Raw genomic sequence first — 23,993 nt, 5'->3', positions numbered from 1 at the left:
CGTTTTACGGTGACCTTACAAACCAATGTTCAGACCGGCAGAGAATGAGCGCAGTACAGGATACGCATCGAAGCTGCCCGAATACGTTTTGTAGTCATACGGGTTATACAGGTTCAGCGGGTTGGTAGCGACCAGGAATACCCGGGCGTTGGTCAGGCCAAGGCGCTTTACCAGATCCGGCGACAGATCATACGACAGGTTTGCATTCCGGACTGACAGCTGGAATGAGTTCCGGAACCAGAAGTCAGAATCGAGCTGGTTCTGACCGCGATAGTATGGGCTGCCATACATGCCGTTCGGGTTCTCCGGTGTCCAGTGATCGGTCAGGAAGGCAGGCAGATTCGTGATCGCATTGACCTGCGCACTGGTGTTCCAGCCGCGGGCTACGCTCTCTACCATCGCCTGTCCGCCAAACGAACCACCCATGGTGAATGAGAAACTCAGACGCTTGTACGTTGTCGAGAAGTTCAGTCCCAGACCATAGTGATTGTCTTTTTTCTTCGTCAGCCACTCTTTGTCTTCTTCCGTAATTTTGCCGTCCGGCGCACCGTAGGTAATTGACCCGTCAGGGTTAATTACTTTCAGACCACGCACGTCCTGATAATACAGCATACCCAGTTTAGGGGCCGTGCCTTCGATCGTATAGTTCGGATATTTAGCCAAGAGCGCATCCAGATCAGCCTGGGTCCGCAGCATACCGGCATACCGGTAGCCCAATACCCCCTGATCCGTTGATTGACCGTTCGGATCGCGGTATGTACCCAGGAAGCCTTTATCGGCATCAACTTTCAACTGCTTGTTATCACTCCACGACAGGAACCCGTTGATCCGGTACGACCAGTCTTTGGTGATCCGGTTGGTCCAGCCCAGCGACAGTTCAGTACCGAACCCATCTACCGAAGCAAAATTTTCAGATGGCAGGGTAGCCCCAATCACCAGCGGCACCGACGACGACAAGGCCGTCAGCATGTTGTAACGGTGATCGTAGAAGGCATCCAGCCCTACCGACAGGCGGTTATTCAGCAACTGCGCATCCAGACCCACGTTGAATTTTGTGTTGTCATCCCAACGGGCATCCGGGTTGGCCATGGCGTTTTTCGTAGAGAACACAATGCTGCGGTCCAGGTTACCGCCGAATACGGCACCTTTACCGGTTTGTGCTACCGAGTAGCTTGATAGCCAGTTATAAGCCTTTGTTGCATCTCCACCCAGCATACCGACCGACGCCCGGATTTTCAGCATGTCGATGAACCGGACACGGCTGCGGAAGAACGGCTCTTCTGAAATAACCCAGCCGGCCGACAACGACGGGAAGGTACCCCAGCGCTTATCCGGTGCAAAGTTGGTCGACGCATCGCGGCGGATGGCAAACTCAAGCAGGTATTTATTGGCATAGTTGTAGTTCAGACGACCGGCATACGATAACGTACCGGCTTCTGACTGCGTTTCGGTTACCGTGTTTGTCCCCGTACCGAAGCCCATGTTATCCAGACCACCCGCAATGATGCTTTCAATCATAGCGGCCGTTCCGTCAGATGAGTTTTCTGACTGTTCGAAGAACGCAATGGCCGAGATCGTATGACGGCCAAACTGGCGGTCATAGTTCAGATACCCGTTGAACTGATAAGCATCCGTATAGGATGGGTTAATCCGGACGCGGTCGCCGTTGTTGAGCGACACAATGCTTTTGACACCACCACCATAGATGTGCTTGTTGGTGCCGGTCATGTTCATCTGGTACACGTTGTATTTGGTACCATACTGCTTACCGAAGCTGTTGTCCATGGTTTTGTTGTACAACAACCGCGCCCGCAAGCCTTTCACAAACGGTATTTCATAATCCAGTGTCAGGTTTACGTTCAGCCCCGTGTTACGGGTGGTCGTATAGTTACCAGACCGCTGCACCTCAAAGAAATGGAAGTTTTCGTTTGATGAGCCGGTTGACGCTGTGGTCAGAACCGGCAGGCCATCCACATAGGCCGGCTTAAACTGTGCCGTATACAACAAGCTCTGCATGTCCTTTTCAGGGTTTTCGCTGCCCTGCTTCAGGAAGTACATTTTTTTGTTGTACAAATCTCCGGCAATGGTCATACCGGCTTTCAGCCCTTTTGCTACCTTCACATCAGCACTCGCGCGGAATGTCCATTTGTTGGCATCGATGTTATCGAAGTTGGCGTCCTGTTTGTTATAAGAGATACCGGCAAAGTACGTTGCCCGCTCCGTACCACCGCTTACGTTCAGGGCATGACGGGTTACGGATGATGGCTTCCAGGCCATTTTCAGCCAGTCGGTATTGTTGGCCTTGAAATAATCCAGCTCGTCCTGCGTATAGATCGACGCATCCGTAGCGGATTTTCCGCCGGCAAAGTTGTAGTCATTCGTGTAGGTAGCCAGCTGGTAGCCGTTCATCATTTTCGGCAGCATGGCCGCATCCGACGTACCGTATGAGGCGCTGTAGCTGATTTTCGGTGCGCCTACCTTACCACGCTTCGTCTGCACGACGACGACACCCTGGTTCGACCGCGCTCCATAGATCGCTGCCGCCGCATCTTTCAGGACTGAGATGGCCTCTACTTCCGACACGTCGAGGAGGTTGAAGTCTTCTTCTGTCCGGACCACGTTGTCAATCACATACAATGGACGCAGGGTACCACCGTCTTTCGACAGAATGATCGGGTTCCGGACCGTAATCTGGGCATTATCGCCCGGACGGCTTGTGCCACCCGACACCCCGACACCCGGCAGCTGCGAAACCAGCGCGGCCGACAAACTACCGACCGGCAGGTCCTGAATATTCTTCATATCGACCGTGGCCACGGCACCGGTCAGGCTGATTTTTTTCTGGGTACCGTATCCGACCACAACCACTTCGTTAATCGAAGCCACATCGTCGTCCAGCTGCACATTCAGCACAGCCTGACCGGCTAGCGGCACTTCCTTCGTTTTGAAGCCTACCGAACTGATAACCAGAACTTCATCACCTTTAGGCACCTCCAGTTTAAACGTTCCTTTGGCGTCGGTGACCGTACCTGATTTCGTACCCTTTACGAGGATATTCGCACCGGGCACCGGCACACCCTGCGCATCTCTGACCGTACCCGTTACAGAAACGGCTACCGCTTTTGTCCGGGTTTTAACCCGCAGGGCAGCCGCAGGTTGTTCCTTTTTCTCAGCATGTGCTCCGCCTGCCACAAACAGGGACAGTACGAGCGACGTGCAGGCCATCCTGGCTCTCATGACTGAGCATAAATGAGCAGGTAAAGAAAACTTCATAGTAGTCGGCAGTTTTATGTTTCCTCCAGGGAAACAAGGTTGGTTGATAATAAATCAGAAAGGCGGGTTGCCTGTTATTCGTGTTTTTTTGCGGCTTCCGATGCCTTGATGCGGGCCTCCCATTCCTGACCGGCTTTTTTCATGTCGATTCCGGCAGCGGAGAGGTAGTTATTAATCTTGCCTTTATATTTCCCGAACCACGCATGCTTTTTCTCCGACGACTCAGCATCCATCGCGCGCTCGCGTGCTTCCGTTAACCAGGCCAGAATCTGGCTTTTCTGCGTATCGGTCAGGTCCGGCAACATGTCCTGATAGCCTTTGTAGGTGATAGGCAATACGCCGTAGGTCATTCCGTCTTTTACCTGCTCGATCTGGGCCGGCGATAAACGGGCACTCAGCTGATTAAGGTAGTTCGTGTGCTGTTGGCTTAACTGCTGACTGAGCGTTTCGTCCAGCTGCTTCAGATGAGTGTCCAGTTGCTCCTTATCCGCCTGAAATGTCTCCTTTGTGTTTTTCAGGGCGGCTTTGTGCGTATCATGAATGGTATTCAGGGCACGGTACTGCCCGACGATGATTTGTTTCACCGCTTTGTAGGCTGCGGAGTCGCCGATTCCAAGCGTGGCTACAATTTTATCCGAGCGGGACGCTAACACGTTTGCGTAGGCAGCTTCTTTGGCTGCATCGGTCGATTGGGCCGAAACAGCAAGAGACAACAGGCAAAAAAGGGCAAACAGACAGGATTTCATCACCGTTAAACACTATTTTTCTACAATACAGTACAAATTTCAACTTATTACAACCGAGATTAATACAAGTTTTTATCAATTTATTATACGAAATTACCATAGCCCCCAATTAGATTATTATATTTGTACTACTCTGCACCTTTAGATTCATATTTAATGTGTTCGGGGTTCCGAAACAATCTGAATACGGAGAGCTACACATATAATACCTGATAATCAGCGTCTTACACAAAAGACCTATTTTGTCTTTGTATAAATTCGCATTAAAAGTGAGTATATTTCAGGTAAAATGTATGAATTTTGGCAGTCAGAATTGATTTTACGCACTTGCACAAGATAATAGAATCGAGCCTGTATTTTACCCCTGAGCCAGTATGAAACCCTTATTCCGTAAATTAACCGTTAAGCACGAAAGCTCGTTTACGGTGCGACACGATGAACTGCCGCACTTTAAAAATATCTGGCATTATCACCCCGAATTAGAGCTGCATTATATTCTGAAAGGAGAAGGTGTCCGGTTTATCGGGGATAAAATCAGCAACTTTTCGCATGGCGAAATTGTACTGGTCGGCGAGAACCTACCCCATACCTGGCGGAGTAGCGACGAGTATTTTCAGGGGAATCCCGACCTGAACGTGGAGGTGATTGTGATTCAGTTTTTGCCCAACTGTCTGGGGGAAGACCTGCTGAAACTGCCGGAAGCATACCTGATTCCGAAATTATTCGAGAAGGCGAAGAGCGGCATGGTCATTACCGGCGAAACGCGGGACAAACTGGCCTCACTCATGAGCGCCTCACTGACGGCAACCAACCTCGACCGCATTATTCTGCTGCTGTCGATTCTGAAAACGCTGGCCGAAACAGACGAATACAGCACCATCGTGACGGGGCAGCACGTCTTTTACCAATCCAACGAAGCAGATACAATCCGCCTCAATAAGGTGTGTAACTATACGCTGTCGAACTACAAAAAAGACATTACGCTCGAAGAAATTTCGTCGATCAGCAATCTGAGCGTCACATCGTTCTGCCGGTATTTCAAGCTCATGACCAACAAGTCGTATTACGACTTCCTGATTGAAATCCGGATCAGCCATGCGTGCCGGGCACTGGTCGAAACAAAAACCCCAACGGAGGTCATTTGCTTCGAGTGCGGGTTTAATAACGTCTCGAATTTTTACCGGCACTTTAAGAAAGTTACCGGCCTGACCCCGTTGGAGTATAAACGGAAATATCTGAACAAGATTAAATAGCCAGTTCGAGCTGGATGGTCTCTTTCAGAGCGTTGAAATCCAGCAATAACTGATCGACACGTGCCTGAATGGCTGGCGTAAACGTACCTACCTTGCGGCGGGTGTAGGTCGATAAGGCAAATCCGCGCTGTTGGAGGAAATACTTCGACACGGTCGGATATACCTCATGAATGACATCCATGCTGTCGATCATAAACTGCTGCACCCGTTCCACTTCGTCGGCCAGCGCTTCCTGGTTGTAATGTTCGCACAGCCAGACAATCAGTTCCGGAAAGAAGTTACCCTGAATACACGACAAACCCGCCGCCCCTGCCTTCAGCGACTCTACAGCATGCACCATGTAGGCATCATACAGGCCAAACGCCGGGTTCTTTGCCAGCGCCAGTTTCTCACGGATCAGACTGATGTCCAGACAGGTATCCTTATGATAAATCACCCGTCCGGTATCCACAAACTGCCCTAGCTGACGCGGGGAAATCAGGCGCTTATACGGCACCGGACATTCGTAGAAACCAACCGGCACCTGCCCGGTCTGGTCGAGTAACTGAAAGACATTTTCTTCAAAAACGGAATCCGGATCCTGCTCACCGGCCAGCAAGCCCGTAATCAGAATCACCGCATCAACACCCAGATCAGCGACTTTGCGGACAAACTCAGCCTGCCCGGCGATGGGACCGCCGAAAGTACCCGTTGCCACCACCGGTACCTGCCCGGCCGACACCGACAGCACATGGCGGATGACCTGCAACCGCTCGGCTTCGGTCAGCTCAAACATCTCACTCGACAGGCAGTTGGCAAACAAACCGGCCGAGCCCGACTCAAGGTAAAATTCGGTCAAGGCAGTCAGCGCCTTGTAGTCAATTGCCCCGTCTTCGTGAAAGGGCGTAAGCATTACCGGAATAAATCCTTTTGTTGCATTCATAAGGGTTCTTTGTTGTGGGTGGCAGGAGCAATCAACGTATGAGCGGAATCCAGACTTCCATCTCCGATTTACCACGGTTCGCCCACGCGAAATACGGAATCAGACGAACCGGCGTCGGTGCCGGTGCGCTGTCAGCTACTTCACGGTACAATTGGTTACTCCAGTCCGTTTTAGTCAATACGTTCGCAGTGCCCGTTAAGGCCATTACCGGCGTCTGATTGATCGTCATTGACTGCGGTTTTAATCCCGATTTCAGCGATAAGGCCAGCTGATTTACCTTAACCGAGGGGTTATCGACCGATTCAAGGCAGTAGACTACCGGCCCGCGCTTCACGGCCACCTGATTGCGGGTTTCTTCGACCAGCGGATTCGATTCCAGCAGCGCTACCGGCATCGGCAGGCTGAGCTCAACTTTATCGCCAGCTTTCCAGTTCCGGCGAATGGCAAAATACTCTCCTGACTTTACCGCACCGGCCACCACCGACCCATTGACTTTTACCGAAGCGCCCTTACACCAGCCCGGAATCCGGACAAATACGCCGAACGGACTGGCAGGTGCTTTCTCGATCTGCACCGTGATCTGACCATCCCACGGATAACTGGTTTCCTGCCGCAAACTCAGCGATTCGCCGTTAGCCAGTGCCGTATTCAGCGTGTTGGCCCCGTAGAGGTTCAGCCAGATGCCCTGATCCGACACGCTGTAGGCATAATTGCTCACCTCGGCAATGGTGCGTACCGTATTCGGCGGGCAGCAGTTCGATAAGCGGATGTAGGGCTGACGCCCTCCCGTCCAGCGCAGCTGATACGGATAATTATCGGAAGCACTCAGCGGATTGGTGTAGAAATAACGGGTTCCGTCCAGGCTTACACCCGATAAGATGCTGTTATACAGGGCCAGTTCCATCACATCGGCATACCGGGCCTGCCCGGTAATCTGGAGCATGCGGTAATTCCACAACAGACTACCGATATTGGCGCAGGTTTCGTTATGGGCCGAATGGTTGGGCAGCTGATAGGCCTTGCCATAGGCCTGATGTACTTTCTGCACGGTATCCGGTTTATACGACGTTCCTTCGGGCGACACGCCATCGTACAGGGCCCCGCATCCGCCGGTCACGTACATTTTGTGATTCACCACATCATCCCACATCAGGTCGAGGGTTGATAACAAGGTACTGTCGCCTGTTTCGGCGAAAACATCAGCGGCACCGGCAAACAGGTAGTTGGCCCGCACCGCATGCCCGATTACCTTTTTCATCTGCCGGAACGGAACGCGGTCGGAGTTATCGTCGGTGCCGTCGGTCAGGCCCCGGATATCGATCAGTTTTTGGGCGAGTGCCAGGTATTTCGGGTCGCGGGTGGTCCGGTACATTTCGGTGATACCCATGTAGTGCGACGGGCAGATGGCATTCCGCGCCTGCTCCGGCGACGCCGTGTTGTAAAAACCAATCAGAAAGTCGGTGGCTTTCCGGGCAATGTCGAGCAGGGTCGTTTTTCCGGTTGCCCGGTAATGGACGCAGGCGGCCGTCATCAGGTGTCCGAAGTTATACGCCTCAAAACTGAGCTTATCATCGAACATTTTGGTATCGCCCGTTTTCTTCTGCTGGATAATGGCTTTGGTATAGATATATCCGTCGGGGGCCTGCGCTTTGCCGATTACGGCAATGGCCCGATCCATTTCCTTGTCAATTTTCGGGTCTTTAGTCAGGGCATACATGCCCGCCATCGACTCCAGAGTTTTGTAGAAATCACCGTCGTGGAAGGAAGGTCCTTTGAAATTACCGCTTTCCAGACCGGCCGCTATCTCAAAATTCCGGAACGAATGGCTGATGGTCGGGCTGGTGTAGGTATTCCAGAGTTGCGGCACCATGGAGTCACGGCAAACGCGGAAACGGTCGGCCCAGAAGCCGGTTGTCCAGTTCACCTGCTGCATATCAACGCCCCGCAGCCGGACAAATTTACTCTGCGATGAATTGACCAGCGCTTTAGTCTGGGCACCAGCCGGCAGGATTACCAGCGCCGAAACGCACCCTTGCGCAAAGAGACGAAAAAAACGGGTTCCGAAAGACATGGGAATACAAATAGCATAAAACCCAAAATTAATGGTAATAAACCCTTACCGCGTATGCTATTTTCCCCGAAGATTGTAGGATGTTATCTTAAAAGGCGTTTTGGTCTTCCCCAGCCTTCCGGGAAGTGCAGCACTTCCCGGAAGACTGTTACTTAAACCTGACCGGCAACTGCCAATACGCCCCGTAGGGCGCAATCTGATCCCGGATCTGACGGATCAACGGTTCAGGATATCCGGCAAAAAAGGAGCAGTCAAGCTGGAGGTGCGTAGGCTTTACAGCCCGCTTCCAGACCCCGATTACCTGCCCGTCAACGACAATAATCGGCCAGAAGATACCATTGCCGGTCATCGCCTGCCGGACATGAACCGGATTGATCGACGCCGATCGGTCGGTATAACTAACCATGAACTCGTCAAACGCCGGTAAGAAGTGAATATGCTGATCCGTTAACTGCTGTTTATCCACGGTTTCGGGGGCCATCCAGTAGGTAATGTCCTGTATTGTCTGCGACACCAGTGCCGGTCCGGCCAGCTGAATGGCTTTGCGGGCGTCGGTACTACCCAGCCCCGACCACCAGACAAAATCGCGCAGGGAGGCCGGTCCGTGGCTCGCAAAATAACGCGTGGCCAGTTCGGCCAGGGCTTCGTCGCGATCCAGCCGCCTGACCACCGGTACACGCTCACGCAGCAGCCCGTAAGTATGCGCTTTGCCCCGGCGCGGCCCGTTACAAACCAGTCCGGTCAGCTCGGCCCAGAACATAATGTTTGCCGACCGGAGATCGTTGGTCGGAATACCATGCTGCTGCAACAACGTCATGATTTCCTGCCGCGTCAGATACTGCTGCCCGTCGAGCGCCTGTTCAATGAGGCCACCGCTTTTCTGTAAAACAGGTTCATCCAGTTCCTGTTTGCGCAGGTACCCGGCCAGGGCTCGTTTGACATGCGGGGCTGTCAGGTCGAGCAGCCAGTAAATGTCATCGGCTGCCACAAAATGCCACGTCGGCCGCATGATGTGGGTCCGCACGATCTCCCCCCGATCCAGGGCGGCTTCGATCTGTGCTTCTGTACTGCCCAGCAACCGGGCACCAATGCCCCATTTGGCCATGTCATAATCCTGTGCCTGCATAGCTCCCATCCAGCGTACTACACCGGAAACGGATGTATGATCTGACTGTATCAGTTGCTGGCTGTGTAGCCGCTGAATCGCAATGGGGTTTGGGTTCATGCCGTATTTGCCACAAAGGCGCTAAGAAAAGAAGAAGCACAAAGGTCTTTAAAAACAGATAAAAACGTAGTGCTCCTTCGGTTCTTCCCGCCTTCGTGGTTATCCGTTATTTTTTATACGCCAGCAACCGCAGCGCATTGAACACCACGACCAGCGTTGAGCCCTCATGGGCAATAACCGCCGGACCTATCCGTGCAATGCCGAGGATGGTCAACGGAATCAGGATCACGACCATGCCCAGGCTGATAATCAGGTTTTGTCTGATGATTCGCCGTGCCGACCGGCTCAGGCCAATGGCAAACGGCAGTTTGTCTAATAGATCCCCCATCAGCGCAATGTCGGCGGTTTCCAGCGCCACATCCGAACCGGCAGCCCCCATGGCAATACCAACCGTGCTTTTGGCCATCGCGGGGGCATCGTTCACCCCGTCGCCGATCATCGACACTTTGCCTTCCTGTTGCCGCAGTTCATCCACCGCTTTCACCTTTTCCTCGGGCAGCAGATCGCCGAAGGCATCGGTTAACCCTACCTGCTGTGCAATGGCATTGGCTACCTGCTGGTTATCACCCGTCAGCATCACCATCCGGCGAATCCCCAGCTGTTTCAGCGCTGCCAGCGTCTGTTTCGCTTCCGGACGGGGAGCATCCATGACACCGAGTATCCCTAAAAAAACCTTGCCTTTCCGGACAATCATCACCGTATGGCCGCTGGCCTCCAGCTCACCGGCCTGTTTCCGCACCTCATCAGTCAATGTTTTCTGTTCATCGAACAAGGCTTTATTGCCGATAAAAACGGGTTCGTTATCGACTTCGGCCTGCACCCCCCGGCCGGTCAGCGCTTTCAGGTTTACCGCTTCCGGCAATACCACATTGCCCAGCCGCTCTTTACTGCCGTTGACAATGGCCGTTGCCAGCGGGTGGTCGCTCAACCCTTCAACGGCCGCAGCCAGGGCCAGCAAGGCCCGTTCATCGCCGGACAGGGTTACCACTTTCTGCAGGGTCGGCTTACCAATGGTCAGCGTACCCGTCTTATCGAAGGCCAGGGCCGTCAGATCACCCAGATCTTCCAGCGGACGGCCTCCTTTGATCAGCACACCATCGCGTGCTGCACGGGCAACGCCGCTTAATACGGCCGACGGCGTAGCAATGGCCAGCGCACACGGACTGGCTGCTACCAACACGGCCATGGCCCGGTAAAAGCTGGCCGAAAAAGGTTCGTCAATCACCAGAAAGGCGAAACACAAGGCCACAACCAGGATGAGCACCGCCGGTACAAACCATTTTTCGAAGCGGTCGGTAAATTGCTGTGTCGGTGATTGCTGCGACTCCGCTTCATTCACCAGTTTAATCAGCCTTGCCAGCGTAGAGTCACCGGCGGCTTTGGTCACGCTGACGTCAAGTACCGCTGTTCCGTTGATCGTTCCGGCAAAAACGCGGTTTTCGGGTTTAGCCTTTGCCAGGTCTTTACTCCCATCAGCCACCGGCTGTTTATCGACGGGAACACTCTCACCCGTGATCGGGGCCTGATTCACCGAACTTGTTCCTTTAATCACAACCCCGTCGGCAGCAATCTTGCTATTGGGCTTTACGATAATGACATCACCTACCTGTAACGCACTGACATCAACTTCGGTAGTGGTTCCATTCCGGCGGACGACCGCAGTTTTGGCGCTCAGACCGGCCAGTGCCGTAATCGACTTACGAGCCCGGTTCATCGCATAATGTTCAAGGGCATGCCCGATGCTGAACAAAGCCAGCAATAAAGCTCCCTCGGCCCATTCGCCCAGCGCCCCGGCTCCGCCTGCGGCCACCAGCATCAGAAAATCAATCTCGAACTTGCCCTGCCGGATGGTTTCGATCGCTTCTTTGGCCGTAAAAAAGCCGCCAAAAAAGTACGCCAGCCCATACAACGTCAGGCTGACCCAGGCCGGTATACCACCGGCAAACGAGACCCCAAAGCCAATCGCGAGACTGAGCGCACATAAACCGGCAAAGATCAGTTCGGTATTCGGACCAAACATGCCGCCATGGTCGTGATCGTGTTCATGTTGATTAGTAGCCGGCGGGGTGGCTGACAGCTTATCTGTTTGTCCGTTTTTCATAGTTCGTTTGTGTTACTTATGGAGGCCGTACACCGACGGCTCTCTTTAACAGAATTTCTTATCTTTGTTAAGGTCGAAAACAAAAGCATTATGGTGGCAGAAACGAAACGTTGGTTATTTACAGTTGATGCTTATCATCGCATGGCAGAAACGGGTATTTTGTCGGAAAATGACAGGGTTGAGTTAATTAAAGGTGAACTGATTAACATGAGTCCAATCGGCGTAAGACATGCTGCCTGTGTTAACAAACTAACCTATTTATTAGGGCAGTTTATTGGACAAAAAGCTATTATCAGTGTCCAGAACCCAATCCGGCTGAACCGTTACTCAGAGCCGGAACCCGACATTATGCTACTCCGGCCCCGCTCCGATTTCTACGCCAACGCACACCCTACTGCCAATGATGTGCTCTTACTGATTGAGGTCTCTGAAACCACCCTGACCTACGACCGAACGACAAAGCTTCCGCTATACGCGCAGGCAGACATTCCTGAGGTCTGGATAGTTAACTTAGCTGAAAATCAACTGGAAGTATATCAGACACCGACAGAAGCGACTTACCAGCATCGTCGTTTTCTTAGCTTAACCGAAACAGTATCAATCGCTCAGCTATCTATTCCGGAACTTGCCGTCAGGGATATCATTCCTTAAGATCAACCCCTTAGTACATCTTTGCTGATCATGCATCGCTAATGTGCATGGCCTTCTTCTTCCCCGCTGGCGGCTTTAAGCGTTGATAAGAGCGTATAGGCTCCCTTGACGACAACTTTACTTTTGCGGACATCGACCGTTTTGGGCAGAATGACCTGTGAATAGCCATTTTCGGTTACGCCCCGGCGAACAGCCACCCGCCGGAACGTCTGCCGGGGCTCTTCATGAGCGTCGTGGTCGTCGTGCGCTTCGGTCTTTCCGGCAGAGGTTTCGTGCTCATGGTCATCTTCTTCGGGCATTTTTTCGTCAGTCACGACAAAGATGTACTCCTTCCCTTCCAGCGAAACAATGGCCTCTTCGGGTAAGGCCGTTACCCGGCTAGCCCCCAGGTCAAGGGTCGCCTTCAGAAACGCGTTGGGGACCAGCCGGCCATCGTGCTGATCAAGCCGGGCCACAATGCCGGCAGCCCGATGATCGTCCAGCACCGGATTGATGTAGGTAATACGGCCGGTGCGCTCCTTGCCGGCTTCGCTCGCCAGTTGTATACGAATGCGCTGCCCTTCATGCAAAGCGGGCAAATCCTTTTCGAATACCGTCAGCGCGGCATAAATCCCCTGCGTACTCATCACCGTGGCTATAACATCTGCGGGCTGTACATGTTGGCCGGCCGTCACTAAAACCGAGGTAACTGCCCCCGAGACCGGCGCAACCACCGTATAGGCCGTACTGAATCTGCCCTGCAAAACCTGCTGCGCCGACAGACCAGCCAGTTGCATCCGCTGGCCCAGGCCGGTTACCCGCGCCCGTGTTGCCTGCAAATCGGCCCGTGTCTGCTGTAGTACCTTCACGGCGCTGACATTTTCGCGGCTCAGCTCCTGCTGCCGGGCATATTCAGCTTCCAGATAAGTCAGGCGGCTGTGATTTTCGGCGTACTCCTGCTGTAGCTGAATCAGATCCGGATTCTCAATCCGCGCCAGCACCTGCCCTTTCCGTACGGGCTGACCGGGCAGCAGCGGGACACTCCGGACAAAGCCGCCCTGCAATGCCGATATGTTGACCTGACTTTGTGCCGGGACGGCCAAACGGCCATTCACCTGCAATGATTGCCCCAGATTCCGGTAACTGACCGCGCCCACCTCAACCCCGCCGATCCGCAGCTGATCGTCGGTCAGGGCAACCAGCTCCGTGGGGGCATGGTTATGTTCAGCCGCTTCTTCAGCAACCTGTTTTCCGCCGTTTTCCGGCGACTTATCGGTCTGACAGGCTGTACCCAAAAACAGCCCGATTACCATCAAGTTAGTGATAATTCTCATGATTGTACGGTCTCTTCAGAAATGGCAGATTTGTGTTTTGCGTTTGACTGTTCCCACCAGTACAGGCAGGGTAAGACCAGCAAGGTCAGCAGGGTAGCCGAGATTAACCCGCCAATGACGACGGTCGCCAGCGGGCGTTGTACCTCGGCACCGGCGGTGGTGGCCAATGCCATGGGCAGGAAACCCAGTGAGGCCACGAGCGCAGTCATCAGAACGGGGCGTAAGCGATTGGCGGTCCCTTGCAGGATGCGGTCTGTAAGCGGCAGATCCGTATTGGCTTTCAGGTAGTTGAATTCCCCCATCAGCACAATACCATTCAGCACAGCGACCCCGAACAGGGCAATAAAGCCCACACCCGCCGAGATACTGAACGGCATACCGCGCACCCATAACGCCACGATTCCACCGATGGCTGCCAGCGGAATCGACGTAAAAATCAGCAGGCTTTGCCGCACCGACCGGAACGTCAGAAACAAGAGCAGAAAGATCAGCCCGAGCGCTACCGGCACGGCTATGCTCAACCGGTCTTTGGCTTCCTGTAAATTCTGAAACTGCCCTCCGTAGGTAACGTAATACCCGGCAGGTAACATCAGCTGACCGGCCATTTTCGCCTGCAGGTCGTTTACGACACTTTCGACATCACGCCCCCGCACATTAAAGGCTACCGTAATTCTGCGTTTGGCATCGTCGCGCTGCACCTGATTGACGCTGTTCTGAAACGATACCTTCGCAATCTGACTCAACGGAATGGCCTGACCATCAGCCGTTGTAATCAGCAGGTTCTGCACATCATCGAGTCGCTGACGGCTCTGTTCCTGCAACCGCACGACCAACTCAAACCGGCGTTCGCCCTCATACACCTGTCCCGCCGACGCACCCGCAAAGGCCGCCTGTAAATAGCGGTTAGCGTCTTCAATCGACAGGTCGAAACGGGCCAGTGCCTCCCGGTCGAAGGTCACGACAATCTGCGGCAGGCCGGATACCTGTTCAACGTAAAGATCAACCGCCCCATCAACCGTACCGGCAATCCGGCCGATGCGGGCGGCATAGTCGGCCAGCACGTTGAGGTCTTCGCCGTAGAGTTTCACGGCAACATCCTGTTTTACCCCCGAAATCAGCTCGCTGAACCGCATCTGAATGGGTTGCAGAAAACCAAAACTAACGCCTGATACCTGTTTCAGGCTGGCTTCCATTTTTTCCATCAGCTCTTCGCGGCTACCGGCCGAGGTCCACTCACTGCGGTCCTTCAGTATCACCATCAGATCGGTGGCTTCAATCGGCATGGGATCGGTCGGGATTTCGCCCGCGCCGGTTTTTCCGATGGTCTCAATTACTTCGGGGAAATTTCCGGTCAGTATACGGCCCGCTTTTAGTGCCGCATCACTCGACTGTGCCAGCGACGAACCCGTCATCACCCGCGTTTCGACGGCGAAATCGCCCTCATCTAACTGCGGGATAAACTCTCCTCCTAGCTGCGCAAACAGTAACAGCGCGCCGGTAAACAACGTAATGGCCATGCAGGCAACCCACCGTTTATGGGCCAGTGTCCAGCGGATAACCGGATCATAGAGTCGATGGAAAAACGCCATGATCCGGTCTGAAATCGTCTTTTTATCCGCCGGGTACAGCTTTTTGCTTAACACCAGCGACGAGACCATGGGCACATAGGTCAGCGACAGCACAAAAGCACCGAAGATCGCAAAGACCACCGTCTGCGCCATTGGCCGGAACATTTTTCCCTCAATACCCACGAGCGCCAGCAACGGCAGATACACAATCAGAATGATGATCTCACCAAAGGCCGCCGACGACCGTATCCGGCTCGCCGCCTGATAGACGTCTTCGTCCATCTCAGAAGAGGTCAATGAGTGATTGAGCGAATGAGTGAATGAGTGATTCCGGACTGTCCCTTGCCCTACGCGCTCTTTCTCCGTACGACGGTCCGGTCTCTCGCTGTTTCGCCGTACGACGGCCCGGTCTTTCAGATGATGTAGCGTGGCTTCGACGATGATGACGGCACCATCGACGATCAGGCCGAAGTCGATGGCACCCAGGCTCATGAGATTGCCGGATACGCCAAAGACATTCATCAGCGAAACCGCAAACAGCATCGCCAGCGGAATAACGGAGGCCACGATCAGCCCCGCCCGCCAGTTGCCCAGCATCAGGACCAGGACAAAGACCACAATCAAAGCCCCTTCGATGAGGTTCCGCTCTACGGTACCAATGGCCCGGTTTACCAGTTTTGTACGGTCGAGAAACGCATGAATCTCAACGCCTTCGGGCAGCGATTTACGGATCTGGGCAATGCGGGTCTTGACGTTGCCGATTACCTCCGACGAGTTTTCGCCTTTGAGCATCATCACAATGGCACCGACCACCTCTCCGTCGCCATTTCGCGTCATTGCTCCATAGCGGATGGCATTACCCAGCTGTACCTGCGCAACATCACGGACTTTCACCGGCATACCGCCGGGCGTTCGTTTCACGACAATTTTGCCAATATCGTCCAGGGAGTTAATTAACCCTTCCGACCGGATAAAATACGCATTCGGCCGCCGGTCGATATAAGCCCCGCCCGCATTCTGGTTATTTTTTGACAAGGCCGTAAACAGTTCATCCATGGTTACGCCGGCCGAACGAAGCCGCTGTGGGTCAACGGCTACTTCGTACTGTTTCAGCAAGCCGCCAAAGCTGCTGACATCGGCTACCCCCTTTGTTCCCAGCAGTTGCCGGCGCACAATCCAGTCCTGAATGGTGCGGAGTTCCATGGGCGAATACTGCTTTTCAAAGCCGGGTTTCGCCCGCAGGACGTACTGGTAAATTTCGCCGAGCCCGGTCGTCACGGGCGACAACTCAGGGGCTCCGGCATGTTCCGGAATCTGCGAACGGACCTGCTGTACGCGTTCAAAAACCTGCTGCCGAGCAAAATAACCGTCAACGTCATCGTCAAAAACGATGGTTACGACCGACAGCCCGAACCGGGAGATCGACCGTACTTCGACCAGATCAGGCAAGGTAGCCATGGCCTGTTCAACGGGAAAACTAATCAGCCGTTCGACGTCGAGTGCCGAAAGGGCCGGACTTTGGGTGATTACCTGTACCTGGTTGTTGGTAATATCAGGCAGAGCGTCAATCGGCAGCCGGGAAAGCGAATAACTTCCCCAGATGACCAGCGCCAGGGTAAAAACCCCGATGATGAGCTTATTCTGAATGGAATAGCGGATGATAGCATCCAGCATGATAGGAATGGGCTAAGATAAAGACTGAGACACAAGCCCGTTTTGGCCGTAACCGGTCAGATTACGGATTTGTATGGGCACACTAATCCTGTCTTAGCTGATTTTGGGTGGTTGCCAGAGGGATAAGGCAACTTCGGAAAAGAATATCCCACGTAGTTCGGGGACTTTATTTAGGGGTAAAACGGGTGGTGTAAATGAGAAGGCGAACGGAACCAACGGGCTGATTACGGTTCCGCAGCACGCACAGGTACACAGTGGCGAGCAAAGATCGCCGGATGCCTGATGCTGGTCATGATCATGCCCGTCGGGCATAATCTGTGTGGGCAAGCCCGTGTTCACCTTTACATGCAACGCCCCGTCGGCGCAGGGCAGCACCGAGAGTGTTAACAGATAAAGACCCATAAGGAGGCAGAACACCGGCTTCATAGCGCAAAGGTAACGTCTGCGGATGTGCAACCGGTAGTCAAAAAGGAAAGAGTTTATGACGTATTCCCCATTCCCCGCAAAAACCTTATCTTTCAGCCGGTTCTCTTAACCTATCTTATCGATGAAACGAATCTTATGGATGGCCTGCCTGCTGCTCGTCAGCAGGCAGAGCCACGCGCAACGCACAACCGCCATCTCGTCGCCCGACCGTGCCTTCCGCCTCACAGTAGCCACTACTGCGCAAGGTCAGCTCACGTACCAGCTTACGTACAAAAACAAACCCGTCATTCAGCCGTCAACGCTCGGATTTACATTCAGCAAGCCGGCTATGACACTGTCGCGGTTTTCAATCGTCAGCATCGATTCATCCCGCCACGATGAGACCTGGCAACCCGTCTGGGGCGAAGTCAGTCAGATCAGGGACCATCACCACGAGCTGGCCGTTACGGTCCGGTCGCAGACAGCCACACCGGTGGACATGCTGGTACGGTTCCGCCTGTTCAACGACGGACTTGGTTTCCGGTATGAATTCCCGAAACAAACCAACCTGAGCCACTTTGTGGTGGCCGACGAACTGACGCAGTTCGCCCTTACCGGCGACCATAAAACCTTCTGGATTCCGGGCGATTACGACACGAACGAATACCTGTATAACACCACACCGATCAGCCGGATTGACGCGCTGGCGGCAGCACGGAAAGAGAAAGACATTGCCTTACAATCGCTGGCGGGGCCGGATGTTATCCAGACGCCGTTACTGATGAAAACGGCGCAGGGTGTCTGGATCAGCCTCCACGAAGCGGCCCTGCTGAATTATCCGGTGATGCAGCTCAAGGTCGACAAGACAAACTTCCGTTTGCAATCGACGCTGGTGCCGGATGTAATCGGAAATAAGGCGTATTTACAGACACCCGCCCAAACGCCGTGGCGGACCCTGGTCATCAGCGACAAGGCGGCCGACCTGCTGGCCTCAAAACTGATTCTGAACCTGAATGCCCCACCCGCGTTCAGCGATGTTTCCTGGATTAAGCCCCAGAAATTTATCGGTGTCTGGTGGGAGATGCATACCGGCAAGGGAACCTGGGAAAAAGCCGGCGGCAAACATGCTGCCAACACGCAGAACGTAAAAAAATACATTGATTTTGCCGCGAAAAACGGCTTCGACGGCGTACTGGTCGAAGGCTGGAACCAGGGCTGGGAAGACTGGTTCGGCAACTGGAAAGAGAACGTCTTCGACTTTGTTTCACCGTACGATGATTACAACATGGATGAACTGACGGCCTATGCGCAGCGGCAGGGGGTTCGGCTGATTATGCACCACGAAACGTCGGGATCGGTCACCAACTACGAACGACGCATGGACCGGGCCTATCAGTACATGGTTGACAAAGGCATCAATACAGTCAAAACGGGGTACGTGGGCCGCATCATTCCGCGCGGCGAACACCACGACGGGCAATGGATGGTGAATCATTACCAGTGGGTAGCGGCCAAAACGGCGGAGTATAAACTGATGGTTTCCAGCCACGAATCAGCGCGGCCAACCGGTCTGCACCGGACCTACCCCAACTGGCTGGCCAGTGAAGCGGCCCGTGGAAATGAGTTCAACAACGCGCCTACCCTCGGGCTGGTGCCGGAGCACGAAACGATACTGCCGTTTACGCGCCTGATGGGCGGGCCGATGGATTACACTCCGGGCTTTTTCCGGTTCAAGCTTAACCAGTTTGAGCCGACGCGTAAACAGGAAATCCGGACAACCCTCGCCAAGCAGCTGGCCGATTATGTAACGATGTACAGTCCGCTGCAAATGGCCGGCGATCTGCCCGAAAACTACGAACCACACCTGGATGCGCTGCAGTTTATCCGTGATGTACCGGTTGACTGGGACGATACCCGTATTCTGGCCGCCGAGCCGGGCGATTATGTCACGATTGCGCGGAAAGCCAAAGGCAAACCCAACTGGTTTATCGGCGCCGTCACCGACGAAAACAGCCGGACGCACACGGTAGCGCTCAGCTTTCTGGAGCCGGGTCAGGCCTACGACGCCACGATTTACCGCGACGCTGACAACGCCGACTGGAAGACCAATCCGGCGGCTTATGTAGTGGAGAAAATGCCGGTCACCAACCAGACAACACTCACCCTCAAGCTAGCCAAAGGCGGCGGCTGCGCCATCAGCATCATGAAGCGGTAAGGACACACCCTATAGCCGGTTTCGTACCTACGGCACGAACGGGAATATTCCCCATGCGGTTGCTACCGACGCTGCGCTGTTGGGTCCCTAACGGGACGAAAAAACGCAGAGGCCCAAACCAAGCTCCGTAGGAGCGCAACAAACTATAGCTGGTCTCGTACCTACGGCACGAACGGGAATATTCCCCATGCGGTTGCTACCGACGCTGCGCTGTTGGGTCCCTGACGGGACCAAAAAACGCAGAGGCCCAAACTAAGCTCCGTAGGAGCGTAACAGCGCAGCGTCGGTAGATGTCGGTAGAAACCCCGAACGACCAACCAAGCTCCGTAGGAGCGCAACAGCGCAGCGTCGGTAGATGTCGGTAGAAACCCCGAACGACCAACCAAGCTCCGTAGGAGCGTAACAGCGCAGCGTCGGTAGATGTCGGCAGAAAACACGAACGACCAACCAAGCTCCGTAGGAGCGCAACAGCGCAGCGTCGGTAGATGTCGGTAGAAACCCCGAACGACCAACCAAGCTCCGTAGGAGCGTAACAGCGCAGCGTCGGTAGATGTCGGCAGAAAACACAAACGACCAACCAAGCTCCGTAGGAGCGTAACAGCGCAGCGTCGGTAGATGTCGGTAGAAACCCCGAACGACCAACCAAGCTCCGTAGGAGCGTAACAGCGCAGCGTCGGTAGATGTCGGCAGAAAACACAAACGACCAACCAAGCTCCGTAGGAGCGTAACAGCGCAGCGTCGGTAGATGTCGGTAGAAACCCCGAACGACCAACCAAGCTCCGTAGGAGCGTAACAGCGCAGCGTCGGTAGATGTCGGCAGAAAACACAAACGACCAACCAAGCTCCGTAGGAGCGTAACAGCGCAGCGTCGGTAGATGTCGGTAGAAACCCCGAACGACCAACCAAGCTCCGTAGGAGCGTAACAGCGCAGCGTCGGTAGATGTCGGTAGAAAACACAAACGACCAACCAAAATCAACAGCTCCGTAGGAGCGTAACAAACCATAGCCGGTTTCATACCTACGGCACGAACGGAATATCCCCCATACGGTTGCTACCGACGCTGCGCTGTTGGGTCCCTGACGGGACGAAAAAACCGTTACCCGGTGCGGCCCAAAACAGTGGTGGCACGACTGTGAGTCGTGCCACCACTATGCTTCTATGCCCCGAACCCTATGCCCTACTCTTCCCCCACCAGCAACCGGACGGGCCCTGATAAACCGGCGGGCAGGAGTGGTTTGCCGCCTAGCCGGAATGGGGCCGTGGTGTTCGTGATCCGCAACGGGGCAAGCAGGTGACTGTCACCAATCAGCCGGTTAGCCCAGGTATTGGTGACGGCAATGGTCAGGGTATTTTTACCGGGTTTCAGGTACTTACTGACCTCAACACGGTACGGAAACGTCCAGACAACGTCGCACGGCTGCCCGTTCAACGTCACATCGGCGAGGTTGTCCACCCGCCCTAAATCCAGCCAGACAGGTTTTTGGGCTTCACCAGACCAATCAAACGCTTGGGTGTATGTGGCGGTACCGGAGTAGTACCGGATGCTGCTGTCCGGATGCTGGCTCCAGTCCGTCAGCGCCGTAAAGGTTTGTGGTATAGATGGACCGCCCAAAGTGGCGTCAAAAGCGACCTGCCAGCTGCCGGTCAGTGTCATCACCGGTTTGTAGTCAGTCCGATTCCGGCCGTTCCGGTACTGTGCAGTAACCGGTTTGGTAAACACTACGAATACAGAGGCATTTGGTTCCAGACGGAGCGTCAGCTCGGTACGCCCATTGACGGTTTTCCACTCACCGGCCATTTGCCAGGTATCGGTCACGGCATCGTAGAACTCCGGTTGTTTGCCGGTCACCCGAAACGACACCCGCACGTCACGGGCCCGCTCCTCCTGATTCGCCAGAAAGTAAATATCTGTCGGGCCATCGACGCGGTGTGTCCAGGCGAGATGCCGGGCATAGGCCCCCTTGTCATCCTTAAACTGTATATCCGGCGCAATACCCAGTCCGGCAAATGTTTCGGGCATAAACGGAGTCTGCACCACACGGCCTCGCCCGACTGTTTTCACCCGGATTTCTGCCGCCCCGTCGCGAATCGTCGAGAAGGGTCCGCTCCAGAGCCGGTCCGCCAGTTTCCGGACTGCCTCCGGAGCACTTTTACCGGCCACCAGCGCCGGTGCTTCCCCGACCAGTATCGTAGCCCCGGCCTCCACCAGCGCCAGCAGTTTCGTTGCCGTTTCGGGGGTCATATACCGGTTGTTGATCTGCAACGGATTCCTGCGCGGCAGAATCAGCAGCCGGTAAGCGGTCCCGTTGGCAAACTGCACGGCATTGCCCGTCACCGACGCCAGCGTATGCAGGGCATCCGGCCCGAACGAGTCATAAGCATAGCCGCGCAGGGGATCAACCCAGTTTTCGGGATCAGCCATATTAGCCGAATGCGACACACCGGCCGGTTTCTGACGCATGGGTTCTCCCACATTAGCCAGCCGGCGCTGTTCGGCCGCTACTACATCAGGGCCGAAAACACCGGGCAGGGTGCTAACCAACCGATCCGGCAAAACAGACCGGGACGGCACATCATCGCCCGTAAACACGGCGACATCCGCCACCGGCCGGCCACGCTGCAAAAGCGCCTGGCACCGCTGCGCGTAATCGACCCACGCCTTGCCCGGTTTCCACCACGTTTGATCGCGCTGAAAATACAGGCCGACACCATCAAGGGTCATGCCCGGTTTCCGGTCCAGCCACGGGTTATGGGTAAACACATGATACACCAGTTTATTGATCCCGAGGGCATAGTTACGATCCTGCACCGTTTTCAGCATACCGGGGTGCTCGCTCCAGTCCATCCGGACGGTGGTAAATCCCTCGGCCTGTACGATATTTTTACCGTAAATGTGGGCCGCCGACACGGCATCCAGCATGTCATTCGGTTTATCGTGGGTCGGGCTGTTGAGCCAGAACTCGCCCATCGGAATATCCACCATGCGGTAGTGCGACAGCCCGTCGCTGACCATGGTCGGGGCTACGCTTTCGGCCGTGAATGCTACGCCCTGCGCCTTCGCCAGCCCCGCGAGGGTTTTGTAAAATACATCCACAGTCAGCTCCGCCACCGTGCACCGGACATCGTACAGCACCTGCTCCGACGCTTCGGCACTGCCAACGGGAACGCCCGCCATCACCGGCAACCACGGCAGGAGGTCATAGCCCCACCGCTTCCGGAAGGCTTCCGCAAAGCCTGCCGACCAGTTCTGACTCCCGCACTCCCAGCTATCGACATGGAAGGTCGTCAGTGCATCGCGGTCGGGGCCGAGCTGCCGCAGGGCTTCACCGTACCAGCGGTCAAACTGCAACCGGATGGCGTCCGGATTGAATTTATCACACTCCAGCCCCTTCGCGGCCCCGCCGGTCGCATTCGTATGGCCGGTCGAGGTGTGGCCCATGCGCAGGATTGTCCATGCCCCTGCCGGTGCCTGCCAGGTCAGTTGTCCGGTGGCATCCATGTACTTCGTCAGGTTCAGCAGTCGCCCGGGCGGTACGCAATCTGCCACCGGAATCTGACGGCTCGTACTGCGCTCGCTCACCCGCCAGACGGCTGCCGATTTCCCTTCGAACTGGTCTATCCGCGCTTCTGCCGACGGAATCAGGCCAATCAGCTTGAAGCCGGGCTTCCATTTGGCGGCATCCAGGTCCTCAGCCCCCGGCTCCGAACCGGCTTTGTCGTAGGTGAACCGGAAAAACCGGGCGGTGACCGGAGTTATGGCGTGGGTCAGGTCGGCATCCGTATCCTGCCAGCCATGCCGTGGCGGCGTCAGGCGACCTACAGACCGGAATGTTTTGCCATCATCGCTCACCTCGATCTTCAGGCGGTGGGCCTGGTAGTTGTTGCCGCCCGTCCGGATCAGCACCGACCGGCAGGTAAACGGACGGTCATAGGCAAACTGAATCCAGCAGGTCGTGTCGCTCCGGAACGCTTCCTTATTGGCAGGATTGACCAGAAACTGCGGCGACACGCCCGCCTTGTTTGAGGTCACTACCGGCGCGGGCGTTTTATCCTGCCGGTTAGGATACGCATAAACGGCAATATCGCGGTAATAGCCTTCAATGGTTGTTGGCTGTGGCAGTCTGAGCGTTACACCCTGTCCCCCCTGTACCGTTGTGGTGCTATACACAACCTTCTGCATCGACAATTCGGGGGTGATCCAGGGCCCGCCGGCCAACGCAAAGCCATCACTCACGTGCATGCCCATGTGCAGCCCCAGCCGTTTAGCCTCGCGCATGCTGTGGCGGACCATCTCCCACCAGCGCGGGCTGAGTTGCTCCGTGGCCGGCGAAAAGGTTGGCGGGTTCGTCGCCCCTTTGATCGGCATCAGGTAAGCGCCCCCGATACCGGCCTGTTGCATGGCCTCCAGATCGGCCGTGATGCCTTCTTTAGAAACTCCCGCCTGCATCCAGTACCAGAACACCCATGGTCTGGACGCATCCGGTTTCGGTACCGGCTGGGCCCATACCGAATGTCCAACCAGCAGGCAACAGAGTAATAAGCGTATTCTTTTAGTGAGAATGGACATACTAAGAA

General features: G+C 54.9%; 13 protein-coding genes. 3 read left to right on the top strand and 10 right to left on the bottom strand.

The features are described 5' to 3' along the window. Positions 1 to 15 precede the first annotated feature (15 nt). Both BLX24_RS14240 and BLX24_RS14235 read right to left on the bottom strand, forming a co-directional pair. Positions 16 to 3,237 (bottom strand): SusC/RagA family TonB-linked outer membrane protein, encoded by a 3,222-nt coding sequence (locus BLX24_RS14240; protein ID WP_218160696.1) that lies wholly within the window; start codon positions 3,235 to 3,237, stop codon positions 16 to 18. 110 nt (positions 3,238 to 3,347) lie between these two features. Beyond that, complete coding sequence (locus BLX24_RS14235; RefSeq protein WP_229201804.1) at positions 3,348 to 3,986, bottom strand: DUF3826 domain-containing protein; 639 nt, start codon at positions 3,984 to 3,986, stop codon at positions 3,348 to 3,350. A gap of 407 nt (positions 3,987 to 4,393) precedes the next feature. On the opposite strand from BLX24_RS14235, the gene BLX24_RS14230 reads away from it, so the two are divergent. Beyond that, complete coding sequence (locus BLX24_RS14230; protein WP_071503809.1) at positions 4,394 to 5,272, top strand: AraC family transcriptional regulator; 879 nt, start codon at positions 4,394 to 4,396, stop codon at positions 5,270 to 5,272. Here the strand turns inward: BLX24_RS14230 and BLX24_RS14225 are convergent. The 4 genes from BLX24_RS14225 to BLX24_RS14210 all read right to left on the bottom strand — a co-directional run bounded on the left by BLX24_RS14225 (position 5,265) and on the right by BLX24_RS14210 (position 11,591). Further along, positions 5,265 to 6,194 (bottom strand): dihydrodipicolinate synthase family protein, encoded by a 930-nt coding sequence (locus tag BLX24_RS14225; protein WP_071503808.1) that lies wholly within the window; start codon positions 6,192 to 6,194, stop codon positions 5,265 to 5,267. The two genes, BLX24_RS14230 and BLX24_RS14225, sit on opposite strands and share 8 nt — an antisense overlap. Before the next feature lie 31 nt (positions 6,195 to 6,225). Next, on the bottom strand, positions 6,226 to 8,265 hold the full coding sequence (locus BLX24_RS14220) for an aceric acid hydrolase (protein WP_071503807.1): 2,040 nt from the start codon (positions 8,263 to 8,265) through the stop codon (positions 6,226 to 6,228). 148 nt (positions 8,266 to 8,413) lie between these two features. After that, on the bottom strand, positions 8,414 to 9,490 hold the full coding sequence (locus BLX24_RS14215) for a winged helix DNA-binding domain-containing protein (RefSeq protein ID WP_071503806.1): 1,077 nt from the start codon (positions 9,488 to 9,490) through the stop codon (positions 8,414 to 8,416). A gap of 106 nt (positions 9,491 to 9,596) precedes the next feature. Further along, a complete protein-coding gene (locus BLX24_RS14210) occupies positions 9,597 to 11,591 on the bottom strand; it encodes a heavy metal translocating P-type ATPase (protein ID WP_083421980.1) in 1,995 nt (664 codons plus the stop codon). An 18-nt stretch (positions 11,592 to 11,609) separates the two neighbouring features. Here BLX24_RS14210 and BLX24_RS14205 point away from each other — a divergent pair, with 18 nt between their 5' ends. Further along, positions 11,610 to 12,242, top strand: a complete 633-nt coding sequence (locus BLX24_RS14205; protein WP_218160695.1) for a Uma2 family endonuclease — start codon at positions 11,610 to 11,612, stop codon at positions 12,240 to 12,242. Positions 12,243 to 12,280: 38 nt separating this feature from the next. Here the strand turns inward: BLX24_RS14205 and BLX24_RS32710 are convergent, their stop codons facing one another. The 3 genes from BLX24_RS32710 to BLX24_RS32135 form a co-directional block, all read right to left on the bottom strand. Continuing rightward, positions 12,281 to 13,555, bottom strand: coding sequence for an efflux RND transporter periplasmic adaptor subunit (locus BLX24_RS32710; protein ID WP_229201803.1), 1,275 nt, complete (start codon positions 13,553 to 13,555; stop codon positions 12,281 to 12,283). Then, positions 13,552 to 16,797, bottom strand: coding sequence for an efflux RND transporter permease subunit (locus tag BLX24_RS14195; protein ID WP_229201802.1), 3,246 nt, complete (start codon positions 16,795 to 16,797; stop codon positions 13,552 to 13,554). The genes BLX24_RS32710 and BLX24_RS14195 overlap by 4 nt, the downstream gene beginning before the upstream one ends. Before the next feature lie 93 nt (positions 16,798 to 16,890). Beyond that, positions 16,891 to 17,223: a DUF6660 family protein gene (locus BLX24_RS32135; RefSeq protein WP_143092672.1), complete on the bottom strand. Its 333-nt coding sequence runs from the start codon at positions 17,221 to 17,223 to the stop codon at positions 16,891 to 16,893. A 121-nt stretch (positions 17,224 to 17,344) separates the two neighbouring features. On the opposite strand from BLX24_RS32135, the gene BLX24_RS14190 reads away from it, so the two are divergent. After that, entirely contained in the window at positions 17,345 to 19,417 is a 2,073-nt protein-coding gene (locus BLX24_RS14190) for a glycoside hydrolase family 97 protein (protein WP_071503805.1), read from the top strand. A 1,178-nt stretch (positions 19,418 to 20,595) separates the two neighbouring features. Here the strand turns inward: BLX24_RS14190 and BLX24_RS14185 are convergent. Then, positions 20,596 to 23,985, bottom strand: coding sequence for a glycosyl hydrolase (locus BLX24_RS14185; protein ID WP_071503804.1), 3,390 nt, complete (start codon positions 23,983 to 23,985; stop codon positions 20,596 to 20,598). Between the last annotated feature and the right edge of the window lie 8 nt (positions 23,986 to 23,993).

Origin of the sequence: Arsenicibacter rosenii (assembly GCF_001870735.1) — a bacterium.
Lineage (GTDB): Bacteria > Bacteroidota > Bacteroidia > Cytophagales > Spirosomataceae > Arsenicibacter > Arsenicibacter rosenii.
The sequence above is the reverse complement of the archived record's forward strand: the minus strand, read 5'-3'. Positions and strand labels throughout refer to the sequence as shown.

What these genes read in the sequence shown, in the direction of transcription:
- BLX24_RS32135 (WP_143092672.1), bottom strand. Translation starts at nt 17,223, where the DNA reads ATGAAGCCGGTGTTCTGCCTCCTTATGGGTCTTTATCTGTTAACACTC.
- BLX24_RS14210 (WP_083421980.1), bottom strand. Translation starts at nt 11,591, where the DNA reads ATGAAAAACGGACAAACAGATAAGCTGTCAGCCACCCCGCCGGCTACT.
- BLX24_RS14230 (WP_071503809.1), top strand. Translation starts at nt 4,394, where the DNA reads ATGAAACCCTTATTCCGTAAATTAACCGTTAAGCACGAAAGCTCGTTT.
- BLX24_RS14215 (WP_071503806.1), bottom strand. Translation starts at nt 9,490, where the DNA reads ATGAACCCAAACCCCATTGCGATTCAGCGGCTACACAGCCAGCAACTG.
- BLX24_RS14220 (WP_071503807.1), bottom strand. Translation starts at nt 8,265, where the DNA reads ATGTCTTTCGGAACCCGTTTTTTTCGTCTCTTTGCGCAAGGGTGCGTT.
- BLX24_RS14185 (WP_071503804.1), bottom strand. Translation starts at nt 23,985, where the DNA reads ATGTCCATTCTCACTAAAAGAATACGCTTATTACTCTGTTGCCTGCTG.
- BLX24_RS32710 (WP_229201803.1), bottom strand. Translation starts at nt 13,555, where the DNA reads ATGAGAATTATCACTAACTTGATGGTAATCGGGCTGTTTTTGGGTACA.
- BLX24_RS14225 (WP_071503808.1), bottom strand. Translation starts at nt 6,194, where the DNA reads ATGAATGCAACAAAAGGATTTATTCCGGTAATGCTTACGCCCTTTCAC.
- BLX24_RS14205 (WP_218160695.1), top strand. Translation starts at nt 11,610, where the DNA reads ATGGAGGCCGTACACCGACGGCTCTCTTTAACAGAATTTCTTATCTTT.
- BLX24_RS14190 (WP_071503805.1), top strand. Translation starts at nt 17,345, where the DNA reads ATGAAACGAATCTTATGGATGGCCTGCCTGCTGCTCGTCAGCAGGCAG.
- BLX24_RS14240 (WP_218160696.1), bottom strand. Translation starts at nt 3,237, where the DNA reads ATGAGAGCCAGGATGGCCTGCACGTCGCTCGTACTGTCCCTGTTTGTG.
- BLX24_RS14195 (WP_229201802.1), bottom strand. Translation starts at nt 16,797, where the DNA reads ATGCTGGATGCTATCATCCGCTATTCCATTCAGAATAAGCTCATCATC.